Annotated in this window: 11 protein-coding genes; 4 read left to right on the forward strand and 7 right to left on the reverse strand. The window is 72.5% G+C overall.

Going from position 1 to position 12,808, the window contains the following annotated elements; all coding sequences use genetic code 11:
- Positions 1-31: 31 nt before the first annotated feature.
- Positions 32-475, reverse strand: coding sequence for a Ros/MucR family transcriptional regulator (locus MVG78_RS06385; RefSeq protein WP_247559185.1), 444 nt, complete (start codon positions 473-475; stop codon positions 32-34).
- A 116-nt stretch (positions 476-591) separates the two neighbouring features.
- Between MVG78_RS06385 and MVG78_RS06390 the strand changes: the two genes are divergently transcribed.
- Positions 592-855: a sulfurtransferase TusA family protein gene (locus tag MVG78_RS06390; RefSeq protein ID WP_247559187.1), complete on the forward strand. Its 264-nt coding sequence runs from the start codon at positions 592-594 to the stop codon at positions 853-855.
- Between the two features lie 88 nt (positions 856-943).
- On the opposite strand, the gene trpA is transcribed toward MVG78_RS06390, so the two are convergent.
- The 6 genes from trpA to MVG78_RS06420 all read right to left on the reverse strand — a co-directional run bounded on the left by trpA (position 944) and on the right by MVG78_RS06420 (position 7,361).
- On the reverse strand, positions 944-1,846 hold the full coding sequence (gene trpA / locus MVG78_RS06395; protein ID WP_247559188.1) for a tryptophan synthase subunit alpha: 903 nt from the start codon (positions 1,844-1,846) through the stop codon (positions 944-946).
- Positions 1,846-3,063: a tryptophan synthase subunit beta gene (gene trpB, locus MVG78_RS06400; protein WP_247559190.1), complete on the reverse strand. Its 1,218-nt coding sequence runs from the start codon at positions 3,061-3,063 to the stop codon at positions 1,846-1,848. The genes trpA and trpB overlap by 1 nt, the downstream gene beginning before the upstream one ends.
- 421 nt (positions 3,064-3,484) lie before the next feature.
- Positions 3,485-4,993 carry an FAD-dependent tricarballylate dehydrogenase TcuA gene (tcuA, locus tag MVG78_RS06405; RefSeq protein ID WP_247559192.1) on the reverse strand — a complete coding sequence of 503 codons (1,509 nt, stop codon included), beginning with the start codon at positions 4,991-4,993 and terminating at the stop codon, positions 3,485-3,487.
- A gap of 126 nt (positions 4,994-5,119) precedes the next feature.
- Positions 5,120-5,797 carry a GntR family transcriptional regulator gene (locus tag MVG78_RS06410; protein WP_247559194.1) on the reverse strand — a complete coding sequence of 226 codons (678 nt, stop codon included), beginning with the start codon at positions 5,795-5,797 and terminating at the stop codon, positions 5,120-5,122.
- A 5-nt stretch (positions 5,798-5,802) separates the two neighbouring features.
- Positions 5,803-6,492, reverse strand: coding sequence for a TVP38/TMEM64 family protein (locus MVG78_RS06415; protein WP_247559196.1), 690 nt, complete (start codon positions 6,490-6,492; stop codon positions 5,803-5,805).
- Positions 6,489-7,361, reverse strand: coding sequence for a glycosyltransferase family 2 protein (locus MVG78_RS06420; RefSeq protein ID WP_247559198.1), 873 nt, complete (start codon positions 7,359-7,361; stop codon positions 6,489-6,491). Before MVG78_RS06420 ends, MVG78_RS06415 begins: the two co-directional genes overlap by 4 nt.
- 93 nt (positions 7,362-7,454) lie before the next feature.
- Between MVG78_RS06420 and MVG78_RS06425 the strand changes: the two genes are divergently transcribed.
- The 3 genes from MVG78_RS06425 to tldD are packed head-to-tail and all read left to right on the forward strand — an operon-like array spanning position 7,455 to position 12,441.
- Entirely contained in the window at positions 7,455-8,594 is a 1,140-nt protein-coding gene (locus MVG78_RS06425) for a COX15/CtaA family protein (protein WP_247559200.1), read from the forward strand.
- Entirely contained in the window at positions 8,594-11,005 is a 2,412-nt protein-coding gene (locus MVG78_RS06430; RefSeq protein WP_247559202.1) for a sensor histidine kinase, read from the forward strand. Before MVG78_RS06425 ends, MVG78_RS06430 begins: the two co-directional genes overlap by 1 nt.
- Positions 11,002-12,441, forward strand: coding sequence for a metalloprotease TldD (gene tldD / locus MVG78_RS06435; protein ID WP_247559204.1), 1,440 nt, complete (start codon positions 11,002-11,004; stop codon positions 12,439-12,441). The genes MVG78_RS06430 and tldD overlap by 4 nt, the downstream gene beginning before the upstream one ends.
- Positions 12,442-12,808 lie beyond the last annotated feature (367 nt).

Below are 12,808 nucleotides of genomic sequence, written 5' to 3' on the forward strand. Positions count from 1 at the left end.
CGGGTCCACGACACCGTCATGTTCCGGCGTCTCAGCCGCCCGCGCGGCGGCTCCGGCCCCGCGGGCGCGTCCCCAGGCCGATGCTCTTGGCCAGGGAGGAGCGGTGCTGGGCGTAGTTCGCGGCGACCATCGGATAGTCCGGCGGCAGGCCCCAGCGCTCGCGGTACTGCTCGGGCGTCAGGTTGTAGTGCGTCATCAGATGCCGCTTGAGCATCTTGAGCTTCTTGCCGTCCTCGAGGCAGACCAGATAGTCGGGCGTGACGCTCTTTTTCACCGGCACGGCAGGTTCGGGGCGGGTCACCGGTGCCGGCTCGGCCGGTTTGCCAAGACCGAGGAGGGCGCGGTGGACTTCCGTGATCAGCCCGGGCAAGTCATTGTGCTGGACACTGTTGTTGGAGACGTGTGCCGCGACGATCTGAGCCGTCAGAGCCAGTACGTCGCCACGCGACTCTTCCTGGGCCGGCGCATCGGCCATGTTGACTCTCCTTGAGATCATAGTCCCGGATCACCCGCACAACATCTCTGGAATTTTGTGGGGGCCTGCACGGACCTAAATAGACGCGGACGGGCAGAAAAACAACAGGAGGTTTCATGATCAGTTCAGGTGAAGAAGAGTTGCTCGACTATGATTCCCGCATCGACATCACGCGCGACACTTGCCCCATGACCTTCGTCCGGACGCGCCTCGCCCTGGACCGCATGGCGCCCGGGCAGGTTCTTCTGGTGGAGATGCGCGGTGCCGAGCCGGTGCGCAACGTGCCCCGCACGGCGGTGGAGCAGGGCCACGAGATCCTGGCGCGGGACGAGGCGGGGGATGGGCTGGTGCGGCTCTGGCTCCGCCGCGGCGGGGCCTGAGCGGGAGAGCCGAGGGGGCGATTCCGGTTTCCGGGGGCCAGGGCTGGCCTTGCCCCCCGGGGATCATCGGGCGGGAGGAGGCGCCGGATCAGGCCGGCACGCGGGCCGTGTGGACGGCCTCGGCCAGGGCGCGCACCTGGTCCAGCACCTTGCGCACCGTGTCCGGCCCGGCGCGGCCCTCCGAATCGAGCGTGGCGGCCAGGGTATCGACCAGCGCCGTGCCCACCACCGCCGCATCGGCGATCCGGACCGCGTCGGCGGCCTGTTCCGGCGTGCGGATGCCGAAGCCGATGGCAATCGGCAGCGCCGTGGCGGCGCGGATGCGGCCGACATTGCGGTGCAGCTCCTCCGCCGCGGCGGAGCGCGTGCCGGTGATGCCGGTGATGGAGACGTGGTAGACGAAGCCGCCCGCGCCATCGAGCGCGTAGGGCAGGCGGGCATCGTCCGTGGTGGGGGCGATCAGCCGGATCAGGTCCAGCCCCTGCGCTTCGGTGAAGGGCGCGAGCTCGTCCGATTCCTCCGGCGGCATGTCCACCACGATCAGCCCGTCCACCCCGGCGGCCGCGGCATCGGCGCAGAAGCGTTCGGCGCCATAGGCCAGGATCGGGTTCAGGTAGCCCATCAGCACAACGGGCACCGCGGCCTCGGCGGCGCGGAAGCCGCGCACCATCTCCAGCACCCCGGCCAGGGTGGCGCCGGCCTTCAGCGCGCGCAGGCCGGCGCGCTGGATCGAGGGGCCGTCGGCCGCCGGGTCGGTGAAGGGCACGCCGATCTCGACCAGGTCCGCCCCCGCCGCCGGCAGGCCGGCGAGCAGGGCGCGGGAGGTTTCCAGGTCGGGGTCGTAGGCCTGCAGGTAGGGGACCAGCGCCCCCTTGCCCTGAGCCTTCAGCGCCGCGAAGCGGGCGGCGATGCGGCCCCCGTGACCCTGATCCCGGCGATCCTGATCCCGGCGACCCTGATCCTGGTGACGGTTGTCCTGCTGCGCGGTCATCAGATCTCGGCCCCCAGGTGATGCGCCACGGTGAAGATGTCCTTGTCGCCGCGCCCGCTGAGGTTCAGCACGATGGTCTGGTCCTTGCCCATGGTCGGCGCCAGCTTGATGACATGGGCCAGCCCATGCGCGGATTCGAGCGCGGGGATGATGCCCTCCAGCTTCGAGCAGAGCTGGAAGGCTTCCAGCGCCTCCGCGTCGGTGGCGGAGACGTATTGCACGCGGCCGATCTCGTGCAGCCAGGAATGCTCCGGCCCGATGCCGGGATAGTCGAGCCCGGCGGAGATGGAGTGCGCCTCGGTGATCTGGCCTTCCGGCGTTTGCAGGAGGTAGGTGCGGTTGCCGTGCAGCACGCCGGGCTGGCCGCCATTGATGGCCGCCGCGTGCTCGCCACTCTCGATGCCGCGCCCCGCCGCCTCGACGCCGTAGATCTGCACGGATTCATCGTCGAGGAAGGGGTGGAACAGGCCCATGGCGGAGGAGCCGCCGCCGACCGCGCAGACCAGCGCGTCCGGGAGGCGGCCTTCCAGCGCCATGTGCTGCTCCCGCACCTCGTCGCCGATCACGCACTGGAAGTCGCGCACCATCTCCGGATAGGGGGCGGGGCCGGCGACCGTGCCGATGCAGTAGTAGGTGTCGTGCACATGTGCGACCCAGTGGCGCAGCGCCTCGTTCATCGCGTCCTTCAGCGTGGCGGCGCCGGAGGTCACGGATTCCACCTCCGCGCCCAGCAGCTTCATGCGGAAGACGTTGGGCTTCTGCCGCTCCACATCCGTGGCGCCCATGAAGACGGTGCAGGGCAGGTCGAACAGGGCGCAGACCGTGGCGGTGGCCACGCCGTGCTGGCCGGCGCCGGTCTCGGCGATCACGCGGGTCTTGCCCATGCGCTTGGCCAGCAGGATCTGCCCCAGCACGGCGTTGACCTTGTGCGCGCCGGTGTGGTTCAGCTCCTCGCGCTTCAGGTAGACCTTGGCGCCGCCCAGGTGCTTCGTCAGCCTCTCGGCGAACCAGAGGGGCGAGGGCCGGCCCACATAGTCCTTCAGCAGGCGGCGCCATTCCGCGTCGAAGGCGGGGTCCTTGCGCGCCGCGTCATAGGCGGCCTGGACCTCCAGGATGTTGGGCATCAGCGTCTCGGCCACGAAACGGCCGCCGAAGCCGCCGAAGCGGCCGCGGCTGTCGGGGCCGGAGCGCAGGCTGTTGGGCAGGGTCTCGTTCATCGGGGGCGTCCTCTGGTCCAGAGGGCAGATAGCGCGGGCGAGCGGATTGCGACAGGGCGGAGGGGCGGGAGGCTGATGCGACGCCAGCCGGCGCGCCGGGCGCTGCTGGATGGGGCGTGGCTCTGTCCCCGGGGGGATAAGGCTCCGCCTTTTCCCCCGGACCCCCTTATCCGCCAGGAACCTGAGGTTCCTGGACCTCCCATTCGTTGGTGCCGCCAGCGCGGAAAAGGGTTCTTTCTTTTCGGGGCCCCACTGATCCACCTGTGCCCAGGGATTCGGACGGCAGACTGACGGCCACCACCGACACCAACGAAAGCCCGGGGTCCGGGGACCGGCTTCGGTCCCCGGCGGAGTGGGGGACGGGGGGCGAGGCGGAGCCTTGCCCCCGGGGGCTGGCCATGAGGCGGGGAGGGTGGCCGCGTCAGGCGGTGGTGCCGGCGAAACGGGCCGCGCCCTGGCCGGCCCGGCGGCCGAAGACGGCGCCCGAGGTCAGGCCGGAGCCGCCGGGGTAGCCGTTGAAGAAGACGCCGCCCACCAGCTCGCCGCAGGCGAAGAGGCCGGGGATGTCGTGCCCGTCCGCATGGACCACGCCGCCGGTGTCGCTGACCTCCAGCCCGCCATAGGTGAAGGTGATGCCGCCGGTCACCGGGTAGGCGCGGAAGGGCGGGGTGTCGATGCGCTGGGCCCAGTTGGATTTCGGCAGGGGCAGGCCCTTCGTGCCCTTGCCATCCTTCACCGTGGGATCGAAGGGTACCGCGTCCTCCACCGCCGCGTTGTAGGCCGCCACGGTCTCGCGCAGGGTGTCCCGGTCGCGGATGCCCTCCATGCGCGCGAAGAGCTCCTCCAGGGTCGGGGCCTCGATGAAATGGGCGTCGGCGAAGCGGTATTCGCCGTAGAGCAGGGGCGCCACCTTGCTGTCGAAGACCTGCCAGGCGAAGTGCCCGGGCTGTTCCAGCACGGCGCGGCCGAACTGGGCATAGGTGTAGTTGCGGAAGTCGCGCCCCTCATCGACGAAGCGCCGCCCCTCGGCATTCACCATGATGCCCAGGAAGTAGCAGATCTTGCGGTAGTTCTTCCGCTCCAGGTGCGGGATCTCCAGGTTGCCGTATTCGGGCATGTGCAGGTCCATCGGCGTGGCGTGGCAGCCGCCGTAGAAGCCGTGCCGCCGGGCGCCCAGGGCGAAGGCCATCTCCAGCCCTTCCCCGGTGTTGCAGGGGGTGCCGCGCACCTTGGCCACGGCCCAGTCGGGGCCGAGATATTCCTCCCGCAGGGCCCGGTTGGCCTCGAAGCCGCCGCAGGCGAGGACCACCGCCCCGGCGTGGATCTCGCCCTGCTCCCCGGCGGCGTTGCGGGTGCGCAGGCCGGTGACGCGGCTCCCTTCCGTGAGCAGCGCCTCCGCGGCGCAGTCGTGGCGGATCTCCCCACCCAGGCGCCGGAAGGTGGCGAGTTCGGCATCGACGAGGCCGACACCCTCGTGCCGCGCCTCCAGCGTCAGCCCGCCCCAGAAGACGTGGCGGCCGTCCTTGCGGAAGCTCTGGCGGGAATAGATCGGCTCGAAGCGCACGCCATGCCCGGCCAGCCAGCGCAGGGTGAGGTAGCTTTCGGCGATCAGGATGTTCTGCTCGCGGCTCAGGGGGCGGCCGTCGTTGAAGCCCAGCAGGTCGGCGCCGAAGGTCTCGGCGGTGTAGGCGCCGAAATCCGTCTCGGCGAGGCGGGGGTCCTGCGGGTCCTGCAACAGGGGCAAGAGGTCTTCCCGGCCGTTGTAGACGAAGCGCATCGCGCCGGCGGTGTAGCGGGAGTTTCCGCCGGCCAGCTCCGGGCCGGCCTTCTCGATCACCAGCACCTGGCGTCCCGCCTCGCGCGCCGCGATGGCGGCGCAGAGCGCGGCATTGCCCGAGCCGACGACCACGACATCCCAGTTCCTGTCCATCCGTGCGTCTCCCATAATTGTATCCTGCCGCATACAACATGTGCGGGCATGGTCACGCAAGAATTGTATGCCGTTGGATGCAAGAGAGGCGTGCCGTGGCGATGCCGCCGTGGAAGGGCCGGTGCCTCAGCCTTCCCGGAGGCGGATGCGGGCCTTGAAGGCGTGGCGGATATGGCGCCGGGCGGCGGCCTCGGCGGCGTCCGGGTCGTGGGCCGCGATGGCCGCCACGATCTCCCCATGCTCGGCCAGGGAGGCGGGGCCGCGTTCCGGCTGGCCCAGGGTCGTGCCCCCGAGCAGCAGCAGGGAACGACGCATGTTCTCCAGCATCGTGTCGAGGAAGCGGTTGCGGGCGGCGAGGTGGAGCTGGCGGTGGAAGAGCCGGTTGCCGCGCGCCAGGGCGACGGGGTCGTCCACCCGCGCGTGGTCCTGGGCCAGCATCTCCCGCAGGATCTCGATCTCCTCCGGCGTGGCCTGGCTGGCGGCGAGGCGGGCGGCGGCGCCTTCCAGCACCTCCCGCACCTGGTAGAGCTCCACGGTCTGGCCATGGTCCAGCATGGCCACGACGGCGCCGTGATGCGGCTCATGGACCACGAGGCCGGTGGCCTCCAGCCGCTTCAGCGCTTCCCGCACGGGGGTGCGGCTGACGCGGAAGCGGTCCGCCAGCTCGACCTCGCGCAGCCGGGTGCCGGGGGGCAGGGCGCCGCTGTCGATGGCGTCCAGGATCAGCTCATAGGCGCCGCTGGAGCGGCTGCGGCCGGAGGTGGCTTCTTCCGCCGTGGTTCCGCGGGGCGGGCGGGAGGGCATGTGGCTCAGCCCTCGATCGCCCGGCCGGCGCGGTGCCGGCGCAGCAGCCACCAGCCGAGCAGGGCGGAGAGCACGAAGAGCGCCACGCCGAGGGCGATCTGGGCGGCCTGGTTCACCGCCACGCCCTCCCCCAGCAGCACGAAGACGGCCGTCTGGGGCACGTAGCCGATGGCCGAGCCGAGCAGGAAGGGCCCTGCCGCCACGCCGGACAGGCCGGCCAGCAGGTTGAGGGCGAGGTTGTTGCCGACGGGCAGCAGGCGCAGCGCCAGGGTGGCGCCGAAGGGCGAGCCGGCGAGGACGTCGTGCAGCGGCTTGAGGCGCCGGCCGAAGCGCCCGGCGAGGCGGCGGGCGGCCCATTCCCGGCCGATCACCCGGGCCCAGCCATAGCCCAGGGCGCAGCCCAGCACCTGGGCCAGCATGGAAAGGCCGCCCCCGGCCAGGGCGCCGAAGGCGCTGCCGCCGAGGAAGGCCACGGCCTGGCGCGGCGCGCCGACGGCGGTGGCGACGGCGCCGACCAGCACGAAGAGGGTTTCCGCCCAGAGGCCGCCGCCGCGCATCTGGGCACTCATGAAGGCGATACCGTGGTCCTCGCCCAGTTCGCGCAGCACCCAGCCGGCCAGGGCGAGGCCCAGGGCCAGCAGCAGCAGGCGGAAGACGGAGCGCAGCGCGCCGCGCGAGCGGTCGGGGGTGGTCACGGCCGGGCGGAAGGGGGCAGGGTGACTGGGGGCGGGGTGGCTGGGGCCGGGGCGACTGGCGGCGGCGGCGCGGCATGGGCCACCTGGGGGCGCTTCCAGCGCCGTTGCAGCCACATCACGCCCAGCAGGTCCACGATCCCCACCGCCAGCCGGTCCAGCGTGCCGTAGTTGGAGACGCCGCGCGTGCGGGGGCGATGGTTCACCGGCTCGCTGACCACCCGGCCGCCCTGGCGGATGGTCAGGGCGGGCAGGAAGCGGTGCATGTGGTCGAAGGGCGGCAGTTCCAGGAAAAGCGCGCGGGGGAAGACCTTCAGCCCGCAGCCGGTGTCGGGCGTGGCGTCGCCCAGCAGGCGGGCGCGGACGCGGTTGGCGATGCGGCTGCTCAGCCGCTTCACCGCCGTGTCCTTGCGGGTGGTGCGCCAGCCGGCGACCAGCACGGCCTGTCCCGGCATGCCGTCCGCCGGGTTCTCCTGCCGCGCCCTGGCCCAGAGTCTCGGGATGTCGGCCGGGTCGTTCTGGCCGTCGCCGTCCAGCGTGGCGATCCAGGGGGCGCGGGCGTGGCGCACGCCGGTCACCACCCCGGCGGACTGGCCGCAGGAGCGGGCGTGGCTGATGCGCCGCACCGCGAGGCCCGAGGCGGCGGCGGCGTCGATCCGGGCCGCCGTATCGTCGGAGGAGCCGTCGTCCACGCAGAGGATCTCGTGCGGCACGCCGGCCAGGGCGGCGGCGATCTCGGCCGCCAGGGGGGCGACGTTCGGCCCCTCGTTGCGCATGGGGACCACCACGGAGATGGCCGGGGCGCCCATCGGGGCGCCCGGCGGGAGGTCCGTCGGGGAGCCGGTCGGCGCGGCGGAGGGGCTGGCGGTCATCGCGGGGGCGGCCCTGGGATTGGCGTGTTGAGCCGGGGACATGGGGGCTGCGGCCTAGCAGGGGGTCGGCACGCGGTCCAGGGGAAGACTATAATGGCCGCCATGCCCTTCGATCCGCCTGCCCCGTCCCGCGAGGACGTCCTGGCCCGGAACCGCCGTGCCGTCGCCCTCTGGCTGATCCTGGTCGCCGCCATGGTCTGGGTCATGGTGGCGCTCGGCGGCGCCACGCGCCTGACCGGCTCCGGCCTGTCCATCATGGAGTGGGCGCCGATCCGCGGCATCCTGCCGCCGCTGAGCGAGGCGGAGTGGCAGCGCCTCTACGACCTCTACCGCACCATCCCGCAATACGAGCTGGTGAACCAGGGCTTCGGGCTGGCGGGGTTCAAGGGGATCTTCTGGCTGGAATGGACGCACCGCTTCTGGGGGCGGATGATCGGGCTGGTCTTCGCCGGCGGGCTGGCCTGGTTCTGGGCGCGGGGGCGCATCCCCGCCGGGCTCGGGGGGCGGCTGGTTCTGCTGCTGGTGCTGGGCGGGCTGCAGGGGGCGGTGGGCTGGTTCATGGTGGCCTCGGGCTTCGAGGCCGACCGCACCGCCGTGTCCCCCTGGCGGCTGGTGATCCATCTGGCGCTGGCGCTGGTGCTCTATGCGGTGCTGGTCTGGACCGCGCTCGGGCTGCTGCATCCGGCTCCTGACGGGGCGGCCGCGGAGGGGCGCGGGCCGTTGCGGCGGCTTGCCCATGCCACGGCGGGGCTGGCCGGGCTGACCATGCTGGCCGGCGGCTTCGTGGCCGGGATCAAGGCGGGCTTCGACTACAACACCTTTCCGCTGATGGGCGGGCGGCTCGTGCCGGACGGCTATCTCTTCCTGTCGCCCGCCTGGAGGAACCTGTTCGAGAACGTGGCCTCCGTGCAGTTCAACCACCGGCTGCTGGCCACGCTCACCGGGCTGCTGGCCATCGCCACCGCCTGGTACGGACTGTCCACCCTGCCGCGCGGCGAGGCCGGGGCGCGGCGGGCGCGCTGGTGGGTCGGCGCGCTGGCCCTGGCCACGCTCGTGCAGTACGCGCTGGGGGTGGCGGCGCTGGTGAACGTGGTGCCGGCCTGGCTCGGCACGCTGCACCAGGCCATGGCGGTGGGGGTGCTGACCGCCGCGCTCGGCACGCTGCATGCGCTGCGCCGCCCGCGCGGCGGGCCGGTTCCGGATGCGCGGCCCGCCTCCGTCCGGGCGGTGTGATGGAGAGTGACCTGGGCGGCGTGCCGGCGGCCGCCCCGGCGCTGATCGAGAGCCTGCCGGTCGGCATCCTGGTCATCGATGCGGGGAAGCGGCTGAGCTTCGTCAACGGGGCCTTCCTGGCGCTGGCCGGGCTGCCGCCCGGGGCGCTGCCCGGCGGGATGCCCGTGGCCGAGGTCCGCCGCGTCCTGGCCTATGGCGGCTTCTATGGCCCCGGCGACCCGGAGGAGCGTGCAGCGTCGGTTGGGCAGATCGACCATTCCCGCCCGCACCGGCGCCTGGTCCACACGATGCGGGGGCAGTGGCTGCAGGTACAGACCCGGCCGCTGCCGGACGGGGCCTGGGTCAACACCGTCTCGGACATGACGGCGGCCCGCCGTGCCGAGGCGATGGCGCAGGAGCACAGCCGGACGCTGGACGGCCTGTTGCAGCATCTGGGGACCGGGGTGGCGCTCTATGGCGCCGATGGGCGGCTGCGCTGGTCGAACCGGGCCTATGCGGCACTGAACGGGCTCGTGCCCGGGGCGCTGCGGGAGGGGATGGGCTTCCTGGAGGTGCTGCGCCTGATGGAGGCGCAGGGCGAGTTCGAGAACCTGGAGGATGAGGACTATCCGGCCCGCTGCGTGGCCGAGGCGCGGCACCTGCCCTGCCAGGGCCAGCGCGAGAGGCCGGGCGGGCAGGTGCTGCGCATCCAGCGCCGGCCCTCCGGCGATGGCGGCATGCTGGTGGAACTGGACGACGTGACCGCCCTGCGCCGGGCCGAGGACATGGCGAGCCACCGGGCGGCCATGCTGGACGGCATCCTGGCCGCCCTGCCGCAGGGGGTGCTGGTCTATGGGCCGGACCGGCGCGTCTCGCTGGTCAACGAATCCTTCCACCGGGCCATGCCGGACATGGCCTACAAGGTCGGGGATTCCGTGTCCGAGATCGTCGCGCGGCACGGGGCGGCGGGCGACCGGAGCGAGCCCCCCGGGGCCATCATGCTGGCGGCGTCCGAGGCCTGGCGCCAGCGCGGGAGCCGGGGCTACACGCTGCAGCGCCATGACGGGCGCGTCTTCGACATCCACACCTCCGCCCTGCCGGATATGGGGCGGGTGGCCGTCTTCACCGATGTCACCGGGCGCCACCGGGCCGAGGCGGAGGCGCGGCAGCAGGAGGAGCTGCTGCGCACCACGCTGAACCACCTGCGCTATGGCATGGCCATCTTCGACCGGGAGGGGCGGCTCGTCGCCTCCAACCCGCTGACGGCCCGGCTCTGCGGGCTGCGGCCCGAGCAGGTGGTGCTGGGCACCCATGTGGACGACCTGCTGCACGACCAGATCGCGCGCGGCGAGTTCGGCCCGCCCGGCCCCGGGACGGAGGAGCTGATCCGCCGCGCGGCCGAGACGCCCCGCGCCGGCCCCGGGCGCTATGTCCGCACCCGCACGGACGGGACGGTGGTGGAGATCACCACCGACCTGACCCCCGATGGCGGCTTCGTGCGGACCTTCGTGGACATCACCGAGCAGCACCGGGCCCGCGCCGAACTGGCCGCGGCGCGCGATGCCGCCGAGGCCGCGAACCGGGCGCAGGCGCGTTTCCTGAGCCATATGAGCCATGAGCTGCGCACCCCGCTCAATGCGGTGATCGGCTTCTCGGAGGTCCTGCTGGACGGGCTGGGCGAGGGGCGGGGCGAGGCGGGTCGGGGGGTGGAGGACCCGGCCACGCGGCAGCTCTTCCTGACCGCCATCCGCGATGCCGGGCAGCACCTGCTGGGGCTGATCGACGACCTGCTGGACACCGCCCGTTCGGATTCCGCCGAACAGAGCCTGGAGATGCGACTGGTCGAGCCGGAGCCGCTGCTGCGCGAGGCCCATCGCATCCTGCTGGGCGCCGCGCGGCGCGGCGGCACCGAACTGGCGCTGGACCTGCCGGATGCCCTGCCAGCGGTGCGGGCCGATGCGCGGCGGTTGCGCCAGGTGCTGCTGAACCTCATCTCCAACGCGGTGAAATTCACCCCGGCGGGGGGGCGGATCATGCTGGCCGCGCGTCTCCTGCATACCGAGGGGGAAGGCCGGGAAGGGGCGGGGGAGGCGGCCATGATGGAGATCAGCGTCACGGATACCGGCATCGGCATGGCGCCGGAGGACATCCCCCGGGCCTTCGAGCCCTTCACCCAGCTGGAGGACGGGCACGCCCGGCGCTATGGCGGCTCCGGCCTCGGCTTGCATCTCGCCCGCGCGCTGAGCGAGGCGATGGGCATGCGGCTGCGGCTGGACAGCACCGCCGGGCAGGGTACCACCGCCCGGCTGCTGATCGCCCTTCCGGACGGGACGGGTGGTGATCCCGGTGCCGCGTCCAACCCTCCATCCTCCGGCCATCCATCCCCTGGCCATCCATCCTCCGCCGCACCCTTTCCGGAGACCGCGCCATGAGTGCCGCCACCGATGCCATGGCCGCCACCGAGCGGCTGTTCTTCCGCGATCTGGACCCGGACCGGGCAGCGCGCATCGTGGCCGATGCCCTGGCCGGGGCGGAGGATGGCGAACTGTTCCTGGAATACCGGGAAAGCGAAGCGGTCAGCCTGGATGACGGGCGCATCCGCGCGGCCAGCTTCGACACCTCCCGCGGCTTCGGCCTGCGCGCGGTGCGTGGCGAGGGGGCGGCCTATGCCCATGCCGGGGAGATCGGCGAGGCGGCGCTGAAGCGGGCCGCCGAGACGGTACGCGGATTGCCGGGCGAGAGCGTGGCCGCGCTGGCGGAAGCACCGCGCCGCACCAATGCACGGCTCTACGACAGCGCCAACCCGCTCGCCGCCATGGGCTTCGCCGAGAAGACGGCGCTGCTGGCCGCCATCGACGCCTATGCCCGGGGGCGCGACGCGCGGGTGCGGCAGGTGATGGCGACGATCAGCGGCGAATGGCAGGCGGTGCGCATCCTGCGCCCCGGCGGGCCGGGCGTGGCGGACCTGCGGCCGCTGGTGCGGCTCAATGTCGCGGTGGTGGTGGAGGATGGCGGGCGGCGGGAGACCGGCTCCTTCGGCACGGGCGGGCGCTTCGCCTATGGGCGCGTGCTGAACGAGGCCACGTGGAAATCCGCCGTGGACGAGGCGCTGCGCCAGGCGGTGGTGAACCTGGACAGCCGTCCGGCGCCGGCGGGGGAGACGGCCGTGGTGCTGGGCCCCGGCTGGCCCGGCATCCTGCTGCACGAGGCGATCGGCCATGGGCTGGAGGGTGATTTCAACCGCAAGGGCACCAGCGCCTTCGCCGGGCTGATGGGGCAGCGGATCGCGGCGCCCGGCGTGACGGTGGTGGATGACGGCACCATCCCGGACCGGCGCGGCTCGCTGACCGTGGATGACGAGGGCACACCGACCTCCCGCACCGTGATGATCGAGGACGGCATCCTGGTGGGCTTCATCCAGGACCGGCAGAATGCCCGGCTGATGGGCGTGGCGCCGACCGGCAACGGGCGCCGCGAGTCCCATGCCCATATCCCCATGCCGCGCATGACCAACACGGTGATGACGGGTGGGGCGCATGCGCCGGAGGAGATCATCCGCTCGGTGAAGCGCGGGCTCTATGCGGTGAATTTCGGTGGCGGGCAGGTGGACATCACCTCGGGCAAGTTCGTCTTCTCCGCCTCCGAGGCCTATCTGATCGAGGATGGGCGCATCACCGCGCCGGTGAAGGGCGCCACGCTGATCGGCAGCGGCGCCGATGCGCTGACCCGGATCAGCATGGTGGGCAACGATTTCGGCATGGACCCGGGCATCGGCACATGCGGCAAGGAAGGCCAGGGCGTGCCGGTCGGCGTCGGCCAGCCGACGCTGCGCCTGGATGGGCTGACGGTGGGCGGCACGGCGGTGTGAGGCCGGGGGCGGCGTTGCGCTGCCGGCCCGGGGGAAGGCGCTGCCTTCCCCCGATACCCCCATCCGCCAGGAACCTGAGGTTCCTGGACCTCCCGTTCGCTGGTACTTCCTGCGGCCCGATCGCGCCGGAGAGCGATGCTCTCCGGCGACTGCCGGTGCCGCCAGAGCGGAGAAGGATTCTTTCTTTTCGGGAGCCCCGCTGATCCACCTGCGCTCAGGGATCGGACGGCAGGCTGAGGGTCACCACCAGCGCCAACGAAAGCCCGGGGTCCGGGGACCGGCTTCGGTCCCCGGCGGAGTGGGGGTCCGGGGGCGAGGCAGCGCCTTGCCCCCGGGGGTGGCCGCGAAGGGCGACGCCAGGTCTTCC

This window comes from Roseomonas gilardii subsp. gilardii, assembly GCF_023078375.1.
Classification (GTDB): domain Bacteria; phylum Pseudomonadota; class Alphaproteobacteria; order Acetobacterales; family Acetobacteraceae; genus Roseomonas; species Roseomonas gilardii.

Bases quoted from the DNA above. Each gene is read 5' to 3' on its own strand.
- MVG78_RS06385 (WP_247559185.1), bottom strand. From the start codon at position 475: ATGGCCGATGCGCCGGCCCAGGAAGAGTCGCGTGGCGACGTACTGGCT.
- MVG78_RS06390 (WP_247559187.1), top strand. From the start codon at position 592: ATGATCAGTTCAGGTGAAGAAGAGTTGCTCGACTATGATTCCCGCATC.
- trpA (WP_247559188.1), bottom strand. From the start codon at position 1,846: ATGACCGCGCAGCAGGACAACCGTCACCAGGATCAGGGTCGCCGGGAT.
- trpB (WP_247559190.1), bottom strand. From the start codon at position 3,063: ATGAACGAGACCCTGCCCAACAGCCTGCGCTCCGGCCCCGACAGCCGC.
- tcuA (WP_247559192.1), bottom strand. From the start codon at position 4,993: ATGGACAGGAACTGGGATGTCGTGGTCGTCGGCTCGGGCAATGCCGCG.
- MVG78_RS06410 (WP_247559194.1), bottom strand. From the start codon at position 5,797: ATGCCCTCCCGCCCGCCCCGCGGAACCACGGCGGAAGAAGCCACCTCC.
- MVG78_RS06420 (WP_247559198.1), bottom strand. From the start codon at position 7,361: ATGACCGCCAGCCCCTCCGCCGCGCCGACCGGCTCCCCGACGGACCTC.
- MVG78_RS06425 (WP_247559200.1), top strand. From the start codon at position 7,455: ATGGCCGCCATGCCCTTCGATCCGCCTGCCCCGTCCCGCGAGGACGTC.
- MVG78_RS06430 (WP_247559202.1), top strand. From the start codon at position 8,594: ATGGAGAGTGACCTGGGCGGCGTGCCGGCGGCCGCCCCGGCGCTGATC.
- tldD (WP_247559204.1), top strand. From the start codon at position 11,002: ATGAGTGCCGCCACCGATGCCATGGCCGCCACCGAGCGGCTGTTCTTC.